14 protein-coding genes are annotated in these 22,490 nt (G+C 71.4%); 11 read left to right on the forward strand and 3 right to left on the reverse strand.

Features of this window, described 5'->3' with window-relative positions; translation table 11 throughout:
- Positions 1-32 precede the first annotated feature (32 nt).
- Together ACWDRW_RS28370 and ACWDRW_RS28375 are read right to left on the reverse strand one after the other, a co-directional pair.
- On the reverse strand, positions 33-1,517 hold the full coding sequence (locus ACWDRW_RS28370; RefSeq protein ID WP_451727381.1) for a cellulose binding domain-containing protein: 1,485 nt from the start codon (positions 1,515-1,517) through the stop codon (positions 33-35).
- 196 nt (positions 1,518-1,713) lie between these two features.
- Positions 1,714-3,033 (reverse strand): radical SAM protein, encoded by a 1,320-nt coding sequence (locus ACWDRW_RS28375; protein WP_451727383.1) that lies wholly within the window; start codon positions 3,031-3,033, stop codon positions 1,714-1,716.
- Between the two features lie 188 nt (positions 3,034-3,221).
- Here ACWDRW_RS28375 and ACWDRW_RS28380 point away from each other — a divergent pair, with 188 nt between their 5' ends.
- The 11 genes from ACWDRW_RS28380 (at position 3,222) to ACWDRW_RS28430 (ending at position 21,113) form a co-directional block, all read left to right on the forward strand.
- Positions 3,222-4,187 (forward strand): hypothetical protein, encoded by a 966-nt coding sequence (locus ACWDRW_RS28380; RefSeq protein ID WP_451727386.1) that lies wholly within the window; start codon positions 3,222-3,224, stop codon positions 4,185-4,187.
- Positions 4,184-6,247 carry a vWA-MoxR associated conflict system protein gene (locus ACWDRW_RS28385; protein WP_451727389.1) on the forward strand — a complete coding sequence of 688 codons (2,064 nt, stop codon included), beginning with the start codon at positions 4,184-4,186 and terminating at the stop codon, positions 6,245-6,247. The genes ACWDRW_RS28380 and ACWDRW_RS28385 overlap by 4 nt, the downstream gene beginning before the upstream one ends.
- Entirely contained in the window at positions 6,244-7,203 is a 960-nt protein-coding gene (locus ACWDRW_RS28390) for an AAA family ATPase (RefSeq protein ID WP_451727391.1), read from the forward strand. The genes ACWDRW_RS28385 and ACWDRW_RS28390 overlap by 4 nt, the downstream gene beginning before the upstream one ends.
- On the forward strand, positions 7,196-10,993 hold the full coding sequence (locus tag ACWDRW_RS28395; protein WP_451727394.1) for a TIR-like protein FxsC: 3,798 nt from the start codon (positions 7,196-7,198) through the stop codon (positions 10,991-10,993). Before ACWDRW_RS28390 ends, ACWDRW_RS28395 begins: the two co-directional genes overlap by 8 nt.
- Positions 10,983-12,008, forward strand: coding sequence for a tyrosine-protein kinase family protein (locus tag ACWDRW_RS28400; RefSeq protein ID WP_451727396.1), 1,026 nt, complete (start codon positions 10,983-10,985; stop codon positions 12,006-12,008). Before ACWDRW_RS28395 ends, ACWDRW_RS28400 begins: the two co-directional genes overlap by 11 nt.
- A 47-nt stretch (positions 12,009-12,055) precedes the next feature.
- Positions 12,056-13,306, forward strand: coding sequence for a D-arabinono-1,4-lactone oxidase (locus tag ACWDRW_RS28405; RefSeq protein ID WP_451727398.1), 1,251 nt, complete (start codon positions 12,056-12,058; stop codon positions 13,304-13,306).
- 93 nt (positions 13,307-13,399) lie between these two features.
- The gene (locus tag ACWDRW_RS28410; protein ID WP_451727401.1) at positions 13,400-14,629 is read left to right on the forward strand and encodes an ROK family transcriptional regulator; all 1,230 of its coding nucleotides are present in this window, start codon (positions 13,400-13,402) and stop codon (positions 14,627-14,629) included.
- A gap of 505 nt (positions 14,630-15,134) precedes the next feature.
- Positions 15,135-16,400: an ABC transporter substrate-binding protein gene (locus ACWDRW_RS28415; RefSeq protein WP_451727404.1), complete on the forward strand. Its 1,266-nt coding sequence runs from the start codon at positions 15,135-15,137 to the stop codon at positions 16,398-16,400.
- Positions 16,401-16,423: 23 nt separating this feature from the next.
- On the forward strand, positions 16,424-17,392 hold the full coding sequence (locus ACWDRW_RS28420; protein ID WP_451727406.1) for a carbohydrate ABC transporter permease: 969 nt from the start codon (positions 16,424-16,426) through the stop codon (positions 17,390-17,392).
- The gene (locus ACWDRW_RS28425; protein ID WP_451727409.1) at positions 17,389-18,231 is read left to right on the forward strand and encodes a carbohydrate ABC transporter permease; all 843 of its coding nucleotides are present in this window, start codon (positions 17,389-17,391) and stop codon (positions 18,229-18,231) included. The genes ACWDRW_RS28420 and ACWDRW_RS28425 overlap by 4 nt, the downstream gene beginning before the upstream one ends.
- A 26-nt stretch (positions 18,232-18,257) precedes the next feature.
- The gene (locus ACWDRW_RS28430; protein WP_451727412.1) at positions 18,258-21,113 is read left to right on the forward strand and encodes a glycoside hydrolase family 2 TIM barrel-domain containing protein; all 2,856 of its coding nucleotides are present in this window, start codon (positions 18,258-18,260) and stop codon (positions 21,111-21,113) included.
- Here the strand turns inward: ACWDRW_RS28430 and ACWDRW_RS28435 are convergent.
- Positions 21,085-22,407, reverse strand: coding sequence for a delta-60 repeat domain-containing protein (locus tag ACWDRW_RS28435; protein WP_451727415.1), 1,323 nt, complete (start codon positions 22,405-22,407; stop codon positions 21,085-21,087). The two genes, ACWDRW_RS28430 and ACWDRW_RS28435, sit on opposite strands and share 29 nt — an antisense overlap.
- Positions 22,408-22,490: the final 83 nt, after the last annotated feature.

The raw sequence follows: 22,490 nt of genomic DNA on the forward strand, positions 1-22,490 counted from the left end.
GACCCCCTCGGGCCCGTCAACCGAATTAAATGTCAGCTCGCGCCGCACTCCCGCCCGTTCAGCTCGAAGTCGTGCGCGGGCGAGTTCCTGCCCTGCCAGGACGCGATGAACCCGAAGGTCAGGGTGCCGTCGGCGGGGACGGTCCTGTTGTAGTCGGCGGCGGTGGCCGTGACCCGGGAGCCGTCCTGGGTGAAGCTCGCGTCCCACATCTGCCCGACGTGCTGGCCGTCCCGGAAGGACCAGGCCACGCGCCAGGTGTCCAGGGGCCGTTCGGTGGTGACGGTGACGGTGGCCTGGAAGCCGTCGGGCCACTGGTTGACCAGGTCGTAGCGGACCCGGCAGGAGGCGGCGGACGGGGCACTGGACTCGGGGCCCGCGGTGGTGGTCGACGTGCCCTGGGGTCCCGGATCGGGCCGCTTGCTCTCCGGGGTGCGCTCACCGGCGTCCGAGGACGGCCGCGTGGTGGCGCTCACGGTGGAGTCCCGCGCCGAGGGTGCGAAGGACGGGCCGGGGTTGTCTGCCACCGGCTGCCGGTCACCGGGATCACCGGCCGCCCCGTCGCCGGCACCGGAGCCCGAGCCGCCGGTCTGCATCAGCGTCACGGCGAGCGCGAGCAGCGACACCAGCGCGGCCGCGACGAGCAGCCCGCCGCGCACCGCCTTGGCCCGCTGCGCGGCGGGGTCGGGGTCGCCGTGGTCCGGGGCCACGGTGGCGGGGCGCCCGGCGCCGAGGCGGACCTCGGCTGCGCGGCGGCGGCGCTCCAGGTAGGCGAGTCCGCCCCAGCCGATGACCCCGCCGGCCAGGGCGGCGGGCAGTCCGACGCCGTGCAGTCGCAGACATGCGGCGGCCTCGGCGCAGTCGACGCAGGTGGCGAGGTGGCGGGAGAGGTCGTCCGGGGTGTCGGCGATCGGTGAGCGGGTGACGGCGTCGAGGAGGCGGACGTAGCCCCGGCACTCGGATGCCTTCGGCGCGTCGAGGTGGTTGCGGTGGCAGCGGTCCCGGAACAGGCCGCGCACCTGCGTGAGTTCGTCGGAGACGGTGGCCGGGTCCAGGCCGAGGCGACGGGCCACCACGGCGGGCGGCAGCGCCTCCACCTCGGCCAGCCACAGCAGTTCGGCGTCCGGCTGCTGCATGTCGCGCAGCCCGCGCAGGGCGAGCGGGCGGCCCTGGGGCGGTCCGGCGTAGCGGGCGGCCTTGTCGGAGTTGAGCCACAGCCGTAGATCGGGGTCGAGGCGGTTGCCGCGTCCGGCGACCTCCCAGTCGGCGGCCGTGGTGCGCACGGCCGTCAACAGCAGGGGTATCCGGGGCAGTCGGGGTGAGCGGCGGCCGGCGTAGCGCGTGCCGTGCGACTCGGCGGCGCGGACCTCGCGCATGCCGGCCGTGAACGCCTCCGTGGCCAGTTCGGTGGCCGCGGTGGAGCCGGCCGTGCACAGGTCGGCGTACGAGAGCACGGCGTCCCAGCACTCGGAGAACAGCGCGGCCTCGGTGGCGTCCTGGGGGGTCGGCAGGTCGGGCATGGGTCTCCTGCATCCACGAGCGAGGTCAACTCGCCATATTGGCAAAGGAGTTGGGGGGAACCTCGCGGCAGGACAGGAGCCTTTCACGTTTTCGACACAACTGACAAGCGCGCTATTCAAATGTCCGGGCGCCCGGTCCGCCCCCCTCGACTCCACCGAGGGGTACGGATCCCGGGCACGCTCCGCTCAACTCCCGTCACACCGCGCTGGGCTCCTCCGCGGGCAGGCTGTCCATGAAGGAACTGACGGAGAATACGGCACGACCGGGGCCGGGGGGGCCGTAACCGGGGGGCGAGGAGAGACCGAAGTCCTCCATCGTCTGGCGATAGGCCTGGAGCAGCCGGATGTGGTACTCCAGCGGCGCGCCCTGCGGGTTGGCCTTTCCGAGCGGGGTCGTGGGCTCCGGGCACCAGGTGGTGAAGCGGGGCGTGATGCCGTGCGACATGAAGAACCGCAGGCCCTCGGTGGTGGAGGCGATGGCCTCGTCGACGGTCTTGAAGCCGAAGGGCTCGGCCATCTCCACGCCCGCGACGAAGTTGGGGATCACATTGCGCGCCCCGAACACCTCGGCCGAGTCCAGGATCCGCTTGTGCCACACGTCCCGGCCGACGTAACGCTCCTTGCCCGGGCAGTACATCTTGAACAGGTACTCGTCCCACACCTCGTAGTTGGGGTGGTAGATCTGCACGCCGTAGTCCTTGAACCGCTGCACGTCGTCACGCGGCAGCGCCTGGGCGACGACCTTGCCGATCCAGCGGCCCGGGAAGCGCTCCTCGATGGCCTTGGCGTAGTGGCCGTAGAAGTCGGCCTCGTCCCGCCCGGAGACCGTCTTGGTGATCGCGCCGCCGGTGAGGGTGTAGGCGGTGGAGGCCTTGGCGGTGTCGTACCGGTCGATGATCTCCAGCGCCTCCAGCACCTCCTCCACGTCCTTGACGCCGGTGTAGGGCCGTCCGGCCGCCTTGTGCTGGCGCCAGTTGTGGTTGATGTCGCAGTACTGGCACTCCTCCTTGGCGCCGAAGTACTGGCAGACCCGGAAGACCGTGAGGTAGATCAGATAGCCCCACTGGATGGTCGGGGCGACCTCCATCACGGACTTCCCGCTGGCCAGGGTGTGCCGGTAGTACTCGGGCATGGGCGGCACGCCGACGTCGGCGATGCGCTTGCCGTCGAGGTAGAGCCCGAGCATGCCGTCCTCGTCGGCGGCCACGCGATAGGGCGAGGCGGGATTGACCCGCACGGAGACGACGGTGCGCCGCAGGTCGTAGGGCCCACCGGTGAGGATGATCTCCTCGGGCGGCCTTCTGAGGGCGGCCTCGCCCAGCTCGGGCAGGGTGCCGTGGTCGAAGGAGAAGATGAAGTACGACTTCGGCTTCACCTCGCCGGACTCGTTGTCGCTCAGCGCGGACGGGTCGAAGGCGACACCGCCGCGGAGCAGGTCCTCCTTGAAGACGGCCTCCCGCGGCACGTGCGGAAAGCGCTCCATCAGATCCTCGACCAGCGCGGTACGGCTGCCCATCCCGAATCTCCTCCCGGCTCAGGCGTTCGACTCCTCACGGTATGCCCCCGCCTGCCCGAGGCTGGTACCGGGTCCCTCGTCGGCCCGTCGCCGGGGCCCGGGGTGTTTCGGCGTTCCCACGCAAACGCGTCACCTCATCTGATAAGCATCGCTACACGACGTGGCATGGCAGCACCGCGGGGGGACGGGTGACGGCTTCGGGCAGCGCTCAACTGCTCTTCGTGCACGGAATCGGCGGCTCGCGGGACGCTGTACGGGAACGGCGGGCGTGGCTGGAGTCCCTCGCCGACGGTGCGCGCAGAGCCGGGCACAGCGACGCCGTCTCGGGTCTCACCCAGGGGTGGCTAGCCGATGTGCGCTTCGCCGACTACAGCGACCTGTTCCTGGACCAAGGCGCGCAAGGGGACGCCTTCGGGCCCTCGTCCGGCAAGGACGAGGCATTCTTGTCCCGCCTCGTCGCCGAGCTGACCGAGGAGCTCGCGCACCAAGCCCAGGAGCGCCGGGACCCGGACCTGAGAAGGGTCGTGGAGGACGCCCGGCAGCGACTGTCGGACGAGCAGACACAGGGCTTCGGCGAGTCGGTGCGGGTCCTGGCCGGCGTTCTGACCACGCTGCTCCAGATCCCGGGGCTGCGCCGGGCCGCCCAGTGGGCAAGCGGGCGCTCCCTGCTGGGGCAGCTCTCCCAGGTGGGCCGCTACCTCGGGCGGGGAGAGCCGGACGGCGACGGCCGGTGCCTCGACGCCCGCGTGCGGGAACGGGTGCTGACGGGCCTGGATCCCGGGCGACCGCTCGTGGTCGTCGCCCATTCGCTGGGCACCGTAGTGGCCTTCGAGGCCCTGCACCGCTATTCCGGACCGGTCCGGCTGCTGATCACGCTCGGCTCTCCGCTCGCCACGGCCACGGCAGTGCTGCACAGGATTCACCCACGGCCCCCGCGCACCCCCGAGTCCATCGAGCGGTGGCTCAACTTCTGGGACCGGGACGACATCGTGGTCTGCCGCCCCCGGATCCAGAACTGGATGCTGCCGAACCGGGCAGGCGTGCTGCCGCTCAGCGACCGGGTCGACTCCGACGGGATCTGGGTGCACACAGCAACGAAATACCTGCGGCAGACCTCCGTCGCCGGACTCGTGGTCGAGGCGCTGAAGCGATGACGGCGCCTGGAACGCGGCATGTGCTGGTCGTCGCGGCCCAGTGCCGTTCCATGGTCCGGCTGACCCGGCTCGGACGGGCGGCGCGTGATCTGCACGCCGCCCTGACCGATCCGTCCCTCGGTGGCTGCACCCGGCGCATCGGTGACCACCGGTCCCTGCTGATCGGAGACGACCTCACACCGGAGGACATCCGCACGGCCATGACCGAGGCCCGCACGCGGGCACGCGCCGACGCGGCAGTACTGGTGGTGGCCCTGCTCGGGCACGGGTTCACCCCGCCGCAGGCAACGGACCTGTACTACATGGTCGGCGACTCCACGACCGAGGACACCGGTTCCGCGGTACACGTCGGCCAGTTACTGTCCGATGCCGCCGACACAGCGGGCGTGGACGGCGTCATCGCCCTCGTCGACACCTGCTACGCGGGCGGCGCGATGCCGGACGCGCGTCGGCTGGCGGGCGGGGTGCGGGCGGGCCGGGCACGGCTGGCCGTGCTGGCCGCCGCGCTCGCCGGAGAGGCCGCCCGCGACCTGAAGCTGACCTTCGCCGTGACCGAGGTACTGCGTGAAGGGCTCGCCGACGCCGGGCGCGCACTGTACGTGGACCGCACCCTCACCGAGACCCTGCGCCGACGGGTCGGCGGCCAGACCGTGGGACGCGCCGAATACGACAACGACCCCTACGCCCTGCAAGGGTTGTGGCTGTCCCACAACGCACAGCACACCGCGGTGGCCCCCGATGAGAGCGTCGGGCCCCTCGGGCGCCGCGTGCTGCGGGAGGCGGTGGAGATGTGGCGCACCCCGGCCGCCCTCCCCGAACGGCTGACCCCCACCGTGCTGGAGGAGCTGCACGACTTCGCCGTCGCGGGCCGGGCCGGAGAGGAGGCCGACCCCGTGTGGCGGGAACGGGTGGTCGAGGTCACCACGGCGCTGCGGGAGTGCGCGCGGCTGTCGGACCTCGTTGAGGACGTGCTGGACAACACCCTCACCAGTGACCTGCTCCGGACCGCCGGGCGCCTCGCCGGTTTCCCGCCCCCGCCGGAGGGCGGCAGCCTGCTGTCCGGCCTGCTGGAGTACGCCGCCCTCAGGGCCCAGCCGACCGACGGCGAGCCCGGAGCGGGACTGGCCCGGTTTCTCGCGGCGGTCGCGGACCTCGCCGGGCTCGGCGGCGAGCACAGCCCGCTGCGCGCCTGGGCCCGCAAGAACGGGCTGACCACCTGGTTCAACGACGCGCTCAAGGACTTCGCGGCGGACCGCGAACAGCAGCGGCTGCGGCTGGTCATCAGTCTGGCCGGGTCGCTGACGGGCTGGCCGGAGCAGGTGGACGCCTACCTGGTGCGCGGTGGCGCCGACCGCCCCGCGCAGTGGACCGCTCCGCATGTGTCCCCCGACCGCACCGGCGCGGTCGGCGCCATCGAGCAGGCGCTGTCCTGGGCACGCCGCCAACTGCCCGCCCCGGATCTGCTGGTGAACGTGGACGTGGCCGCGCCCGCCCATCTCGTGGCCGAGTGGTGGCCCGAGGAAGAGACCGTCGGTCACCATTTCCTGGGTGCCCATCACACCGTCGTGGTCCGCTGGAGCGGCCGGCTCGACCCTGCCAAGGGCAACGCGGAGAGCAATGACGCCGCACGCAAGTCCCTCCAGGCCATGGCCTCCTGCCGGCAGGTCCCCGTGGAGTGGTTCGACGCGGGCGTCCTGCACGACCGCGGCGGGTTGCAGTTCGCGCTGCGCGCCGGGCAGTACGCCACGGCGGTGGGCGTGGACCACCACCCCGAGGATCTGAAAGGCCTGCTGGACCTGCTGCTGCCGTACACGCCCATCGTGCTGTGGCCCCGCCCCGACGTCCCCGCGGTGGACGACCGCCTGCGAAGCGTGGTGAGACAGCGCTGGCACACCCTGCCGGGAGGCTTCGCCGATGCCTACCGCGACCGCTGGAAGGCCCACCAGGACTGTCCGACGTGTCTGGGAGACGTCCGGGCCGTCTGGCACGACGAGAACTGGCTGGAGTTCTGCCGCCCGTTCGAACGACGTGTCGTCACCGCGCTGGAGGAGGAGTCGTGACTTGGAAGCCCTACTACCAGGGGGACGGGGTACAGCGGCGGGCGGCGCTGGCCCCGCCACCGCCGTGGCGGACGTTCCCGCGCGCCTCTCAGCATCGCGAGTACCAGCCACCGGAAGGGCTGACCGACGCCGTCAACGCGGCCCTGCACTTGCGCCGCCCGCTGCTGGTGACCGGGCCGGCCGGCTCCGGCAAGTCCACGGTCATCGAGCAGGTCGCGCACGAGCTGGCCCTCGGACCGGTACTCCGCTGGCACATCACTTCGCGCAGCACCCTCGCCGAGGCGCTCTACCGCTACGACGCCCTGGGCCGCATCCACGCCCAGAGCCTGCGCGGTGCCACCGGCCGGACCGCCCGCCAGCACCGCCTCGCGGGCCGGCACGGCGACGACATCGCCCCCTTCCTTCAGCTCGGTCCGCTGGGCACTGCCCTGCTCCCGGCGGAGCACCCCCGTGCCCTGCTCATCGACGAGATCGACAAGAGCGACCTGGACCTGCCGGGCGATCTGCTCGACGTACTGGAGCGCGGCGAGTACGAGATCCCGGAGCTCGTCCGCCACCGGCGGCACAAAGTCGCCGTCCGGCTCTGGGACAGCCGGGACACGGCGACCGTGGAGCGCGGGCAAATCCGTTGCACGGAGTTCCCGTTCATCGTGCTGACCAGCAACGGCGAGCGGGACTTCGCACCGGCCTTCCTACGTCGCTGCGTCCGCTACACGATGCCGCCACTGACAGTGGACCTGTTGCGGAACATCCTGCACGCGCACTTCGGCGAACTGCCGGACGACGACGCTCTGGAGCTGATCCGGGAGTTCGTCGCCCGTGTCAAGAGCGGCCACCATCTCTCCGTCGACCAACTGCTGAACGTGATGGCCCTGCTGACCGGGGACTCGGCGCCCGAGGGCAAGCAACGGCAGGACCTGCACGACCTGTTGCTCAGCGAGCTGTCCCGTGCCTGACGGCGACCTCGACCGGCTGCTCGCCGCGCTGGCGGCGCACGCTCCGGCCGACGCGGACGCGCGCACCCTGGCGGACGCCGTCTGGCTGGCCGCGGCCCGCTCGGCCGCCGACCGCCACGGCGTCGCCGCCCTCGCCGAGTCCCCCTCCGAGCGGACGGCCAGGGACCCGGATCCGGGACCAGTTGGAGCGCCGCGTGAGTCGCCCCCGCCGCAGCCCGCGCCTCCGAACGGCCCTGACGTCTCCGCGCACACCCCTGGCGGCGGTGCCCGGGTGCGCGGCACCCCGCTGTCGGTGGGCCGCGCGGAAGCACTGCCCGAGACACTCGCCCTCGGCCGCGCGCTCCAGCCGTTCCGCAGGTCCTGGCGCGGCGGCAGCCGGTCCCGGCTGGACATCGACGCCACCGTCGACCACTACGCGCGCGGCGGCCCGCTCGTCCCGCTCTTCTCGCCCCGCCCGGAGCGGTGGTTCGAGGTCGTCGCCCTCGTGGACACCTCCCTGTCCATGAGCATCTGGGAGGAGACCGCGCGGGCCCTCACCCGGCTCCTCGGCGGCCTCGGCGTCTTCCGGAGGGTGTCCACCTGGAAGTGGACCTGGGAGGACGGCCGGCCGGGGGTACGTGACCACGGGGGCGCGTCGGTTCCCCCGGACCGCGTACCCCACCACGGCAGCGGAGCCCACGGTCGACGACTGCTGTTGGTGTTCACCGACTGCGCGGCCCGCGGCTGGCACGGCCCGGCACCCTGGCAGTTGCTCAGCGCCTGGGGGCAGCGCGTCCCCGTGCTCCTTGTCGATCCGCTCCCGCCCCGCCTGTGGCGGCGCTCCGCCCTTGATCTGCCGGCGGTACGCACCACCGCCGGCCACCCCGGCGGCCGCAACAGCACCCTGCGCCACCGGCTCCCTCTGCGCTGGCGGCCGCACTCCGGCGCCTCGGCGGAATCCGGACCCTGGCAAGCGCTGCCGGTCGCCGCCTGCACCCCGCACTCCCTGGGTCGCTGGGCCAAGACCGTGATGGGCACCGACCCAGCGGGCTGCGACGCGGTCCTGGTCCCGGCCGCCGGGCGCCTCCCGCAGGCCACATCCGTCGACGCCGGCTCCCCCGTCGCCCCAGAAGCCCTCGCGGACGCCTACCTCCGTACGGCCTCGGCGCCCGCCGTACGACTCGCGGTCCTCTGCGCCCATCTGCCCGAACTCACCCTGCCGTTACTGCACGCACTGCGCGAACAAGCCGTGCCCGAGGCCCGGTTGGCCGATCTCGCCGAGTTCCTCACCAGCGGACTGCTCACCGTGACCCGCGTCCCGGGGCACGATCCGGTACTGACCTTCCGTGAGCCGGCCCGCGCCCGCTTGGGCGCACAGCTGACGACGCACGACGCCTGGGAGGTCCTGCGCGCCCTCACCCGGCATCTGGAAGCCCATCCGCACGCTCCGCACGGGATCGCCGCGGTACTCCATCTGCCGGAAGCGGTCGCTCAACTGCCGGCTCAGCTGCAGCCCTTCGCCCGGGCCTCGTTGGCGACGCGGCGGCGGCTCGGGGTGGGCGGGGGTGCGCGGGTCGCAGGTCAGGGGCCGAATGAGAAACTCCCGGCGACTGTGCTCATCGGCAGGATCGGGCGGACTACCGAGCTGAGCGGGGGCACTCACCTTGAGCATGTCGGCACGGGTGTTCTGGTGGGGCCGCGGCTGATTCTGGCCATGGCACCACGGAATGGCCGACTGATGGCGATCAGGGCCCGTGGGCGCCGGGTGGAGGAGTTCGAGGCGCGGTGCCAACCCATTTGGTACAGCGAGGACATCAGGGCTGGTGTCTTCCGCGCCGATTCCGACCTCGCCGACCCCGACAGCTTCACCCCGCCCAGCTGGACCGAGCCCCTGGGGGCACCCTCGGCCGTGCCGTGCCACCTCATCGTGCCCGCACCTCCTGAAGAAGCGCCTGACGTCGTGCTCGGCGTCCTGCGCCGCTTCTCCTCGGCCGACCTTGTCTTCGAGTCCGCGGATGGGCAGCGGCTGTCCGCACCTATGGGGGCTCCCGTGCTTCAGATGGGCAAGTTGGTGGGGCTTGCCAGGACACCCCTCCCACCGGACAGGGTCACCGTGGTCGGCATCGGTGAACTCCAGCGTCTTCCGGGCTTCCTGGACGCCGTGCGCTCGTACCTTCCCCTCGACGGCGCCCCGAGGCGCCCCTCCCGCTTCCTGATCGGGGACCTCCCGCGCGCACTGCGGGGAGGTGCCGCTGCCCTCGCCCAGGCACTGGACGACCGAGACTGGTCCGAACCGATCGTGCTGGGCGGCGAGTCGGCGGATCAGCGACGGTACGCCGCCTCGGGCCTGCTGCGCCGTGAATGGGACGAGCGCACTGTGGACTTGGCCGTCTGGGTCACCGGCAGCACCGTGGCCGAGATCCGTACCCGGTATGCGGAGGCGGAGGCGGTGATCGCGGGGACCGCCACGGCCGACGCGGACGCTGGCGTCCGGGCCTTCTTCGACCGGCTGCGCGCTCTGCGCCGACCTTGGATCGTCGTCGTGGACGGACTGGACGAGCCGGTGCTCCCCGAGGACGTACGGCCGCCGCTGACAACGCTCGGACGAGTCCTGGTCACGGGGACAGGGCCGCGCCTGCGCGCCTTCACCCCAGGGCTGAGCCGCCCCTCGCGGGTCCGCACTCCGGGGGCAGTCCGGTCCATGGACTCCCCGTACTTCTTCCTCAGCTGGGCGCGGACCGGCGGCGAAAACCCTTACGTTAGTCGCTTCTACAACGACCTGATGACCGAGCTGTCCGCCCGGGACGCGGACCTCTTCGAGCAGCCGCCCTTCGAGGCACTCTCGCGGCTGAGCCATGCCGTCGGGTCCTGCAGGACCTTCGTGGCGCTGTACTCGCCGGCGTACTTCAACAACCCTGACTGCGGGAGGGAGTTCGCGGCCTTCACGGAGAGACTCGTGCGGTATCAACGGTACAGCGGTGTCGACGCCCGCGCGCTCGTCCCCGTCATGTGGGCGCCCCAGCCCGTGTCCGTCCCCGACAGCGCGGCGAGGTACCAGTGGATGGAGTTCGGCGTGGGAGACGGGTACGCCCAGCACGGGCTGCTGCACCTGCTGCGTACCGAGCCGAACGGCGAACCGTATCGCCGGGTCGTCGCGGCCATCGCCAGGGCCGTCCGCAGCGCTGCGGAACACTATCGCCTGCCCACCACTCCCGACCTCGACCTGGCCTCCGTCCCGTCGGCCTTCCGTGACGAGCCGGTGCTCGAACAATCCACCCACATCCATCTGTTCTTCACGCTCGGCGCCACACGACTCGCCGAGCGCGCGACGCGGGTCGTCCTGGAGGAAGGGCTGACCCTTTCCGTCGGCCGCGTCGACCGCTCGCTGGCGGCCCGCCTGGACGAAGCGGAGCGCCGGTCGCAGATCAGCATTTTGATCATCGACCTACCCAGCCTTCGCGACGCCCAACTACAGGAGGTCCTAGCCGACTTCGATCGAGTGAACCGTCCACTCACCGGGATGATCGTCCTCGAGGAGGGCGATGGGGTCGACAACTCGGACGAGGCGAGTCGGCTCTTCTTGCGACACTGGACAGGCCGTAGCCGGCCGTACGACCCGCTCTTCCGCATCGGCGTGCCCAGCGAAAGGTTCGACGATCAGCTCGGCGTGATGGTCACCGTCGCCATCAACCGGCTGATGGAAACGGCGCCCCCGCGTCGGCTGCCCAGCGGTCCTCCGGCCCCGCCCCTGCTGGGCGCGGCCGAGTGGCTGGCGCCCCCACCGAGAGATCGCGAAGCCCATGACGAATGAGACCGGCGCCGAGGGCAGAATCGTCACCTTCTACTCGTACAAAGGCGGAGTGGGCCGCACCATGGCGCTGGCCAACGTCGGCTGGATCCTCGCCTCGGGCGGACACCGGGTCCTCGTCGTGGACTTCGACCTGGAGGCCCCCGGCCTGCACCGCTACCTTCAGCCGCTGCTCATCGACGCGGACCTGCGGTCGACCGACGGCATCCTGGAGCTGGTCCAGGGCTATGTCCGGGAGGTGCTCAGACCGCCGTCCGAGGACGAACCGGACGACGCGGACTGGCTCCGCACCTGGCTCCGACCCACCCGGTATGTCACCGGGACCGGCCTGCGCCTGCCCTCCGGTGGCCGCCTGGACCTCATGCCCGCCGGACGGCAGGAACGCAGATACTCGGCGGCCGTCGCCAGCTTCAACTGGTCCCGCTTCTACGACGTACTCGGCGGCGGCATCCTCCTCCAGACCCTGCGCGAGCGGTTGACTGCGGCCTACGACTACGTCCTCATCGACAGCCGGACCGGCGTCACGGACACCACGACCATCTGCACGGTCGTGCTGCCGGACATCCTCGTCGCCTGCTTCGCCCCTTCCCTGCAGAGCGTCGAGGCCACGGCCACGACCGCCCTGGCCGCCCAGCGGTCGGCCCCGCGGCCGATTCGCGTTCTGCCGACGCCCATGCGGGTCGAGGACGGCGAACTGGAGCGGCTCGAGCGAGTGCGCGACGTCGCCCGAGAGCGCTTCGCTCCCGGTCTGTCCTGGCTGGACGAGAACGACCGTGAACGGTACTGGGGCGATGCCGAGATCCCCTACCGCCCCTTCTACGCCTACCAGGAGATTCCCGCACCGGTGGCGGATCGCCCGCGCGACGCCCACACCTTGCTCGCCGCCTATGAACGGCTCACCTCCTGGATCAGCGACGGCGCCGTCACCTCGTTGGTTCCGCTCCCGCCTGAGGAGCGCCAGCGGCTGATGGCGGCCTACCGCACTCGGGCCCCGTACCCGGACTACCCGTCGAGGTAGGTTCCAGGCAGCGTGACCACCGGATCTTCGCACCTCGGGAGGGCCGCATGACCGGGACCGTGACCAACTGGGCCGGCAACATCACCTACGCCGCCAAGGAGCTGCACCGCCCCCACTCGCTCGACGCGCTCCGGGCCCTGGTGGCGGGGAGTGAGCGGGTGCGGGTGCTGGGGAGCGGGCACTCGTTCAACGAGATCGCCGAACCGGGGGCGGCGGGTGTGCTGCTGTCCCTGGCGGGGATGCCGGGGGAGATCGAGGTCGACACCGCGGCCCGGACCGTGCGGGTCGGCGGCGGGGTGCGGTACGCCGAACTGGCCCGGGTCGTGCACGGGCACGGTCTGGCGCTGCCCAACATGGCGTCGCTGCCGCACATCTCGGTCGCCGGGTCCGTGGCCACCGGCACGCACGGCTCGGGGGTGACCAACGGCTCGCTCGCCACGCCCGTGCGGGAGGTGGAGCTGGTCACCGCCGACGGAGCGACCCTGCGCATCGGGCGCGACGACCCCCGGTTCGGCGGTGCCGTCACCTCGCTCGGGGCGCTCGGAGTTGTCACCGCGCTCACCTTGGACCTGGAGCCCGCCTTCGAGGTCGAGCAGTATGTGTTCACCGAACTGCCGCTGGAGCGGCTGGAGTTCGAGACGGTGGCCAGGGCGGCGTACAGCGTCAGCCTGTTCACCGACTGGGCCGCGCCGGGCTTCCGGCAGGTGTGGCTGAAGCGGCGCACCGATCAGCCGCTGCCCGGCTTCCCGTGGGCCGCGCCCGGGACCGAGAAGATGCACCCGGTGCCGGGCATGCCCGCGGTCAACTGCACCGAGCAGTTCGGGGTGCCGGGGCCCTGGCACGAGCGACTGCCGCACTTCCGCGCCGAGTTCACCCCGAGCAGCGGCGCCGAGCTGCAGTCCGAGTACCTGCTGCCGAGGCCGTACGCCATGGACGCCCTGCGCGCACTGGATTCGATCCGTACGACCGTGGCGCCGGTGCTGCAGATCTGCGAGGTGCGGACGGTGGCCGCCGACGAGCAGTGGCTGAGTCCGTCGTACGGCCGGGAGACCGCGGCCCTGCACTTCACCTGGGTCGAGGACACCGCGGCGGTGCTGCCGGTCGTACGGCGGGTGGAGGAGGCCCTGGACGGGCTCGAGGCGCGGCCGCACTGGGGGAAGGTGTTCACCGTGCCCGGCGAGGTGCTGCGGGGGCGGTATCCGCGCTGGGCCGACTTCCGCGAGCTGGTCACGTCCCTCGACCCGGGCGGCAAGTTCACGAACGCCTTCGTACGGGACTTTCTCCACCCCCTTTCCTAACCCCTTGTCGAAAGCACCGCGCAGCCCATAACCTTGCGCCGCGCCGGTGCCGACGACGACCCGCCCGGCGGGAAGGGACGGGGGGCACCTCCGATGAAGCGCACATCACGTGACATCCGCACCGCGAACCGCTACGAGGTGCTGCGCCAGATCATCGCCGCGTCGCCCACCTCCCGGCAGGAACTGGCGGCCGCCACGGGGCTGAGCCTCGCCACGGTCGCCACGCTCGTCGGGGAGCTGCTCGACCTCCGCATGATCACCGAGGTCGGCTTCGAGGACTCGGCGGGCGGCCGGCCCCGTGGCCTGGTCGCGGTCAACGCGTCGGGGGGCGCGTTGATCGGCGTCGACATCGCGGAGACGTACGTCCATGTCGAGCTGTTCGACCTCGCGCTGAACGTCCTGGCCCGTGCCGAGGAGGACGTCAGGCCGGGCGAGAGCCTCCCCGAGCAGGTGGTCGGCCATGTCGCCTCCGCCGTCGGCTCGGTGGTGACGCAGGCCGGGGTCGAGGGCGCCCGGGTGCTCGGCGTCGGCGTGAGCGTGCCGGGACAGGTGGACCGCGCCACCGGCGTCTCCGAGTACGCGCCCAACTGGGACTGGCACGACGTGCCCCTGCTCGATCTGCTCACCGAGCACATCGCCTACCCGCTGCACCTGGACAACCCGCTGCGCGCCTCCGCGGTGGCCGAGCTGTGGTTCGGCGCCGCGCGCGGCCGGGAGGACGCCGTGGTGGTCAATCTCGGAACCGGCGTGGGCGCCGGGCTGGTCCTCGGCGGAGCGCTGCACCGGGGTGTCAGCAACAGCGCCGGCGAGTGGGGCCACACCACGATCGTGCTGGACGGACGGCTGTGCCGCTGCGGCAAGCACGGTTGTGTGGAGGCGTACGTCGGGGCCTCCGGAATCATGCTCACGCTGCGGGAGTTGAGCGCCGACAGCACCCTGCTGCACCCGGAGGACCAGACGGCCACCATCGCCGCGCTGGCCCGGGGCGTCGAGGCGGGCGACCCCGTGGCGCTGAAGGTGGTCCGCGACACCGTCCGCTACCTGGGCACCGGCATCGCCGACCTGGTCAACCTGTTCAATCCCGAAGTCGTCGTGCTCAGCAGCTGGGTCGCGACCGCTCTCGGCGAGCCGCTGGTCGCCGAGGTGCGCGAGGCCGTGGCCCGGCACGCCCTGCCGCGGCCCATGGCCGCCACCGAGATCGTCCTCTCCCCGATCCCCAGCGACCCGGTGTGCCTGGGCGCGGCCACGTTCGCGCTGGAAGGGGCACTCCAGGCCGTCGGGCAGAGGCAGCACAGAAGGAGCCGTACCGCACCGCCTTCATGACGACGGAAGGGATGCACGTGACTCACCCCCGCAGACCGGCGCTGGTCACGGCCGCGGCCGCACTGGCCGTCGCCGGTCCACTGCTCTGGGCTCCGCCCGCCTGGGCCGTGACCCCCATGACGGCCGAGGCGACTGGACCAAGGACAGGACGGCTGTCTGACGGCCGGGAGTCCGGGTCTGACCACGACCGCCGGCTTCACCGGTGACGCCACCCGGCGCTGGCTGCTGAAGACCACCGGGCAGATCGTCAGCGAGGCCACGGGACAGTGTCTGGACGTCGCCGGACAAGCGACCGCTGACGGCAGCAGGGTCGGCCTAGCCGCGGGGACGGCGGCCCGGGCTCCGTCACGTCCGGAATCCCGAACGCCGAGCAACGCTTCGAACAGACTTCGTCCAACCCCTTGCCGAAGCCTTAGCCGAAGGTTAACGTCCCGCACCGCAACCGCATGTGAGCCACCTGGCGCAGCCGTGGAGCCGCGGCCGTACGAGAGACAAGGACGTCAGCATGTCGGCATCGAGCAACCGCAATTGGGACCGTCGTACCGTTCTGCGCGCCGCCATGGGCCTTGCCGCCGCCAGCGGACTGGCCGCGTGCGGCGACAACAACGGCCGTGGCGCAGGGGCGGGTTCGGGCAAGAACCTGGTGCAGTACTTCCACGCCTACGGCGAGGCCGGCACCGAGCAGGCCGTCAAGCGGTACGCGAAGGCGTACAAGGACGCGAACGTCACCACGCAGTGGATCACCGGTGACAACTTCGAGAGCAAGCTGTTCTCGGCGCTGCTCACGGACAAGGCCCCGGACCTGTTCGAGTTCCACCCGCAGATCCAGCTCATCCGCAGCGGCCAGGTGGCCGATCTGACCGACATCATCGACCCGGTCAAGGACGACTTCAACCAGGCCGACATCGCCTCGCACACGGTCGACGGGAAGATATACGGCGTCCGGATGATCGACGACCCGCAGTTCTTCTTCTACCGCAAGTCGCTGCTGGAGAAGGCGGGCGTCGGGGTGCCGCGGACGCTGGAGGAGCTGATCGAGGCCGCCGCCGAGCTGACCACGGACAAGGTCAAGGGCCTCTTCCTCGGCAATGAACTCGACCCCATCATGCGGCCGTTGATCTGGGCGGCCGGCGCCGACACTCTGGACGAGAACAACGAGATCGCCTACCACACCGACGCGGTCAAGGACGGCCTCACCCAGCTGCGCTCCCTGTTCAAGAGCGGCGATCTGCTGCTCGGCGCCCCGACCGACTTCTGGGACCCCTCCCCGCTCAACCAGGGCCTGACCGCCATCCAGTGGTGCGGTATGTGGGCGATGCCGCAGATGCAGGAGGCGCTCGGCGACGACCTCGGGATCTTCCCCTTCCCCGCGGTCGGCGACGCGGGCAAGCCCTCCGTCTACAACGGCGGCTGGTCGATGTTCGTCAACGCCAAGGGCAAGAACGTCGAGGCGGCCAAGGAGTACGTGAAGTGGCTGTGGATCGACCAGAAGGAGTACCAGGAGGACTGGTCGCTCTCCTACGGCTTCCACATCCCGCCGCGCGCCTCGATCGCCGAGTCCGCCGACAAACTCAAGTCGGGCCTGCCCGCCGAGGGCGTGAAGCTCTTCAACGAGTACGGCCACTTCGACAACATCGGCTTCACCCAGGCGATGCTCGACGCCATCGAGGACGTCCTCGCCGACTGCGTCCGCCAGGACGGCGACCCGGAGAAGGCGCTCGACAAGGCCGACGGAAAGGTCGACCGCGAGCTGAAGAAGCTGTTCGGATAGGCCGCCGGACGGATCACCACGCCATGTCGACCATCACCGAGAACGGCCGCCCGACGAGCCCCGCCCAGGCCGAGGCCCCCCGTGCCCGGCCCCGGCGCGGACTGCGCGGCAACCCCACCGCCAACTTCTGGCTCTTCACCGGCCCCTTCCTGATCGGTCTCGGGCTCTTCGTCTACGTCCCGATCGGCTGGAGCCTGTGGCTGTCCTTCTTCGACGCCCGCTTCACGGTCACCCCGAGCGAGTTCATCGGTCTCGACAACTACAGCTACATGCTGTCGAACGACGACTTCACCGGCTCACTCGTCGTCTTCACCGTCTTCGCCGCCTTCATCGTGCCCACCACCTGGGCGTTCTCGCTCGGCCTCGCCCTGCTGGTGAACCGCCTCAGGTTCATGCGGGCCTTCTTCCGCTCGGTGTTCTTCCTGCCGACGGCGGTCAGCTATGTCGCCGCCTCGCTGATCTGGAAGATGTCCATCTTCAGCGGGGTCCGCTTCGGCCTCATGAACACCGTGCTCGGCTGGTTCGGCATCGACGGCATCGCCTGGCTGGCCAGCCCCGACCCGCCCTGGTACTGGCTGGTCATCATCACCGTACGGCTCTGGCTCCAGGCCGGGTTCTTCATGATCCTGTTCCTGGCGGCCCTGCAGAACATCCCGCAGGAGCTGTACGAGGCCGCCTCGATCGACGGCGCCAAGCCGGGCCGGCAGACCTTCTGGTACATCACCCTGCCCCAGCTCAGGGCCACCTCCACGGCGGTGATCCTGCTGCTGCTCGTGCAGGCGTACCAGGCCTTCGACGAGTTCTTCAACCTGCTGTCCAACTCCACCTGGGGCCGCCCGCCGCTGGTCGAGCTGTACTACATCGCCCTCGGCGAGAACCAGGACTACGGCGCCGGCAGCGCGGGCGCGATGATCCTGACGCTGCTGATCTGCCTCGTCACCCTGCTCCAGGGCAGGTTCCTGGGCTTCGGACGGGGGGAGGAGTCCAAGTGAGCAGGATCAGACGCGGGGGCGTACTCGGCTCCACCGGCCTCTACGTGGCCACCGGGATCGCCGCCTTCCTCTTCCTCGTGCCCTTCTATCTGATCGTCCGCAACGCCCTGATGACGGACCCGGAGATCACCGGCGAGGAGTGGAAGTTCTTCCCCACGGACCTCCAGTGGGGCAACTTCACCGAACCGTTCGACGACCCGACCGTCGACTTCGCCCGCTCCCTGTGGAACTCGGCGGTCATCGGCGTCCTGCACACGATCGGCACCCTGCTGGTCTGCTCGCTCGCCGGGTACGGCCTGGCCCGTATCCCCTACCGGCACGCGAACAAGGTCTTCTACGCCGTTCTGGTGACCCTGATGGTGCCGACCGCCGTCACCTTCGTCCCCAGCTTCGTGCTGGTCTCCTCGCTGGGCTGGGTGGACACCTACCGGGGCCTGATCATCCCCGGCCTGTTCAGTGGTTTCACCTGCTTCCTGTTCCGGCAGTACTTCCTGGGATTCCCCAAGGAGCTGGAGGAGGCGGCACGGGTGGACGGGCTCGGCTACTGGGGCGCGTACTGGCGGGTCGTCGTGCCGAACTCGCTGAACTTCTTCGCGGCCATGGCCACGATCACGTTCATCAGCGGCTGGAACTCCTTCCTGTGGCCTCTGGTCATCGGCCAGGACCCCAGCGCCTGGACGGTCCAGGTCGCGCTCTCCTCGTACATGACCAACCAGACCGTCAACTTCCATCTGATCTTCATGGCCACCGCCATCTCCATCCTGCCCCTGGTGTTCGTGTTCCTCTTCCTCCAGCGCTGGCTGGTGCAGGGGATCGCGCAGACCGGCATCAAGGGCTGACCCTTCTTCCCGAGACCTGGAGACCGATGACTTCCCGCACCACCGTCGACTACGTCGAGGACGTCTCCCCCGGCCGCGGGGCCCTGCCGCCCCGCGCCCGGTACGCCGCCTCCGACGCGAAGTCCCTGTCCCTGAACGGAAGGTGGCGCTTCCGGCTGTCCGCCACCGCCGACGCCGAGGACGACTCCTTCGCCGCGCGGGGCCACGACGCCGGCAACTGGGCCGAGGTCACCGTCCCCGGTCACTGGGTCCTCCAGGGTCACGGCTCCCCCGTCTACACCAATCACCTCTACCCCTTCCCGGTGGATCCACCGCACGTCCCGACCGAGAACCCGACCGGCGACCACCTGCGCGTCTTCGACCTGCCCGAGGACTGGCCCGGCACCGGTGACGCCGTGCTGCGCTTCGACGGCGTCGAGTCCTGCGCCCGGGTCTGGCTGAACGGCACCGAGCTGGGCGAGTTCAAGGGCTCGCGGCTGCCGCACGAGTTCGCGGTCGGGGAACTGCTGGAGCCGAGCGGCAATGTGCTGGCGGTCCGCGTCCACCAGTGGTCCGCCGGCTCGTACCTGGAGGACCAGGACCAGTGGTGGCTGCCGGGCATCTTCCGTGACGTCACGCTGCTGCACCGACCGGTCGGCGCCGTCGGCGACTTCTTCGTGCACGCCTCCTACGACCACCGAACCGGCGAGGGCAGGCTGCGGGTGGACTCCGAGGTCGCGGGCCGGGTCACGGTGCCCGCGCTCGGGATCGAGGTGGCCACGGGCGAGCCGGTGACGGTGACGGTCGAGCCCTGGACGGCCGAGACGCCTCGGCTCTACGACGGCGTGCTGGCGACCGAGGGCGAGCGGGTGCCGCTCAGGATCGGCTTCCGTACCGTCGTGCTGGAGGACGGCCTGATCAAGGTCAACGGCAGGGCGGTCCTCTTCAAGGGCGTCAACCGGCACGAGTGGCACCCGCGGACGGGCCGGGCGCTGGACCTGGCGACCATGCGCGAGGACGTGCTGCTGATGAAGCGGCACAACCTCAACGCCGTGCGCACCTCCCACTACCCGCCGCACCCGGCCTTCCTGGACCTGTGCGACGAGTACGGCCTGTGGGTCATCGACGAGTGCGACCTGGAGACCCACGGCTTCACCGAGCAGGGCTGGCGGGACAACCCCGTCGACGACGACCGCTGGACCCCGGCCCTGCTGGACCGCGTGGCCCGGATGGTCGAGCGGGACAAGAACCATCCCTCCGTCGTGTTCTGGTCGCTCGGCAACGAGGCCGGCACCGGGCGGGGCCTGACCGCGATGGCCGAGTGGATCCGCGGCCGCGACCCCGAGCGCCTGGTGCACTACGAGGGTGACCGGGACTGCCGGGACACGGACGTGTACTCGCGGATGTACGCCTTCCACGACGAGGTCGAACGCATCGGTGCCGGCCTCGACGGCGGTACCCGCAAACGGCGCGCACTCCCGTTCATCCAGTGCGAGTACGCCCACGCCATGGGCAACGGGCCGGGCGGACTCGCCGAGTACCAGGAGCTTTTCGAGCGGTACGAGCGGCTCCAGGGCGCCTTCGTCTGGGAGTGGATCGACCACGGGATCGAGCACCCCGAGCTGGGCTACGCGTACGGCGGCGACTTCGGCGAGGAACTGCACGACGGAAACTTCGTCTGCGACGGTCTGCTCTTCCCGGACCGGACGCCGTCGCCGGGGCTCGTGGAGTACAAGAAGGTCATCGAGCCGGTCCGGTTCGAGGGCGACGGCGCCGACGGCACCGTACGCGTGGTGAACCGGTACGACTTCGCCGACCTGTCGGGGCTCGCGCTGGAGTGGTCCTACGAGGTGGACGGCGCGGTCGTGGACGTGGGCGAACTGTCCCTGCCCCGGCTGGCGCCGGGCGCCTCGGCCGATGTGAAGCTGCCCGAGCCGCCTGCGGACGCCCGGGCCGGCGAGGCGCGCTGGACCCTGCGGGCGGTGCTGGCCGAGGACACGGCGTGGGCGCCGAAGGGCCACGAGGTGGCGTGGGCCCAGCTCGCCCTGACCGAGCCGCTGCGGCCGTCCTTCGTGGCGAGTGCGAGCCCCACCGCCGCCGAGGGTCTGATCCACCTCGGTCCGGCGTCCTTCGACGCCCGCACCGGCACGCTGCTGCGGATCGGCGGGGTCGAGGTGAGCGCGCCGCGTCTCGACGTGTGGCGGGCGCCCACCGACAACGACGACGGCGCCGAATGGCAGTCGGACCTCCGGTACGGGCTGCTGTGGCGGAAGTTCGGCCTGCACCGGATGCGGCACCGGCTGGACGGCGTCGAGTCGGGGCCCGACGCGCTGACGGTACGGACCCGGGTGGCGCCCGCCGCCCGGGAGATCGGCCTGGACACGGTGTACCGCTGGAGCGCCGACGGCGAACGGCTGCGGCTGACGGTGTCGGTGACCCCGGAGGGCGACTGGACGGTCCCGCTGCCCCGGCTCGGGATCCGGTGGGGGCTCGCCGGGGCGGACGCGGTGAGCTGGTTCGGGGGCGGTCCGGGTGAGGCGTACCCGGACTCCAGGTCGGCGTCCAGGGTGGGCCGCTGGCACTCCACGGTGGACGGGCTCCAGACGCCGTACGTCCGCCCGCAGGAGAACGGCGCCCGGGCCGACGTCCGCTGGGTGGAACTCGGCGGGCTGCGCGTCGAGGGCGACCCGGAGTTCTGGTTCAGCGCGCGCCGCTGGACGAACGAGCACCTGGACGCGGCCCGGCACCTGACCGACCTGACCCCGGAGAGCAGGGTCTGGGTCAACCTCGACCACCGCCTGCACGGCATCGGCTCCCAGTCCTGCGGTCCGGGCCCGCTCCCCCGGTACTTCCTGCGGGCGGAGCCGGCCGAGTTCACGTTCGTGTTCTCCGCGGCTCGTTGACGGCCACCGGGGTCGTCCTGGTGACCGACAGGTCGCCTCCGGTGGTGGGCGGGGGCGCGGTGCCGCCGAGGAAGCGGACCAGGGCGCGGTCGTCGCCGCTGCTGCCGAAGGTGACGATGTTCCCGTCCGGCTGGAGGGCGAGGGCGTGGGCCTCGTCGTAGAAGGTGAAGTCGGCGCTCGCGCGGCCGCCGGTGCCGAAGCCGGCGTCGAGGCCGCCGTCGGGGTGGTGGCGGACGGCGGTGAAGTCGGTGCCGCGCACCCCGCCCGTGACGATCTTCCCGTCCGGCTGGAGCACGAGGTCGTGGGCGGCCTCCAGGGTGCCGCCGAAGTCGGTGACGACCCGGCCGTCGCTGCCGAAGCCGGCATCGAGGCCGCCGTCGGTGTCGTAGCGGGCGAGCGCCATGTCGAAGCCGCTGCGTCCGGCGGCGACGACCCGGCCGTCGGGCTGCACGCGCACGCCGAAGGCCAGGTCGTCGCCGGCGAACGCGGTGGTGACCCGGCCGTCGCCGCCGAACCCGGTGTCCGGGCTGCCGTCGGGGTGATAGCGGGCGAGCGCGAAGTCGGCGCCGCCGGAGCCCGCGCCGCCGGCGACGACGATACGGCCGTCGGGCTGGAGGGCGAGATCGTTGCCGTTGGCCGGGCCCGTCGCGAACGAGGTCGTCACGCGTCCCGCGTCCCCGAAGGCGGGGTCGGGGGTGCCGTCGGAGAGGAGGCGGGCGACCGCGAACCGCCCGTCGGCCCCTCCGGCCGCGACGATCTTCCCGTCGTCCTGCACCGCTACGGCCTGGGCGTCGGCGCCGCCGCCGAACCCGGGGCGGACCCGGCCGCCGTCGCCGAAGCCGGTGTCGAGGGTGCCGTCGGGGTGGTAGCGGGCGAGGGTGAAGTACCAGCCCTGGCCGGGCACTTCGGTGCGGCCCGCCACGACGATCCGCCCGTCCTGCTGGAGCGCGACGGCGTGCGCGTGGTCCTCGGCGCCGTCGAAGTCGGTGAGCGCTTCGCCGCCGTTGCCGAAGGAGGTGTCGATGCCGCCGTCGGCGTGGTGCCGCATGAGGGAGAAGTCGGTGGACAGCCAGCCGGCGTCCTGGCTGGAGCCGACGGTGACGACTTTGCCGTCGGGCTGGAGGGCGAGGTCGTACCCCGCCGAGACGAGGCCGTTGTGGACGTGGACCTTGCCGCCGCCGTCGAGGGCGGGGTCGAGGTCACCGGGCGCGGCGAGCGCGGGCCCGGGTGCGGCGACCACCAGCGCACAGGCACCCACGGCCGCACGGCGCAGCCGGGTCAGGAGGGAGGACATGCGCCCAGCTTCCGGATCCGGGTCCCGGCAGGGCGCTGACCGGCCACGCGATGGGCCCGGTTGGGGTGCGGACTCCACCCGCC

Source organism: Streptomyces sp. NPDC003635 (assembly GCF_053587635.1).

What these genes read in the sequence shown, in the direction of transcription:
- ACWDRW_RS28370 (WP_451727381.1), bottom strand. Translation starts at nt 1,517, where the DNA reads ATGCCCGACCTGCCGACCCCCCAGGACGCCACCGAGGCCGCGCTGTTC.
- ACWDRW_RS28375 (WP_451727383.1), bottom strand. Translation starts at nt 3,033, where the DNA reads ATGGGCAGCCGTACCGCGCTGGTCGAGGATCTGATGGAGCGCTTTCCG.
- ACWDRW_RS28385 (WP_451727389.1), top strand. Translation starts at nt 4,184, where the DNA reads ATGACGGCGCCTGGAACGCGGCATGTGCTGGTCGTCGCGGCCCAGTGC.
- ACWDRW_RS28400 (WP_451727396.1), top strand. Translation starts at nt 10,983, where the DNA reads ATGACGAATGAGACCGGCGCCGAGGGCAGAATCGTCACCTTCTACTCG.
- ACWDRW_RS28405 (WP_451727398.1), top strand. Translation starts at nt 12,056, where the DNA reads ATGACCGGGACCGTGACCAACTGGGCCGGCAACATCACCTACGCCGCC.
- ACWDRW_RS28410 (WP_451727401.1), top strand. Translation starts at nt 13,400, where the DNA reads ATGAAGCGCACATCACGTGACATCCGCACCGCGAACCGCTACGAGGTG.
- ACWDRW_RS28415 (WP_451727404.1), top strand. Translation starts at nt 15,135, where the DNA reads ATGTCGGCATCGAGCAACCGCAATTGGGACCGTCGTACCGTTCTGCGC.
- ACWDRW_RS28420 (WP_451727406.1), top strand. Translation starts at nt 16,424, where the DNA reads ATGTCGACCATCACCGAGAACGGCCGCCCGACGAGCCCCGCCCAGGCC.
- ACWDRW_RS28430 (WP_451727412.1), top strand. Translation starts at nt 18,258, where the DNA reads ATGACTTCCCGCACCACCGTCGACTACGTCGAGGACGTCTCCCCCGGC.
- ACWDRW_RS28435 (WP_451727415.1), bottom strand. Translation starts at nt 22,407, where the DNA reads ATGTCCTCCCTCCTGACCCGGCTGCGCCGTGCGGCCGTGGGTGCCTGT.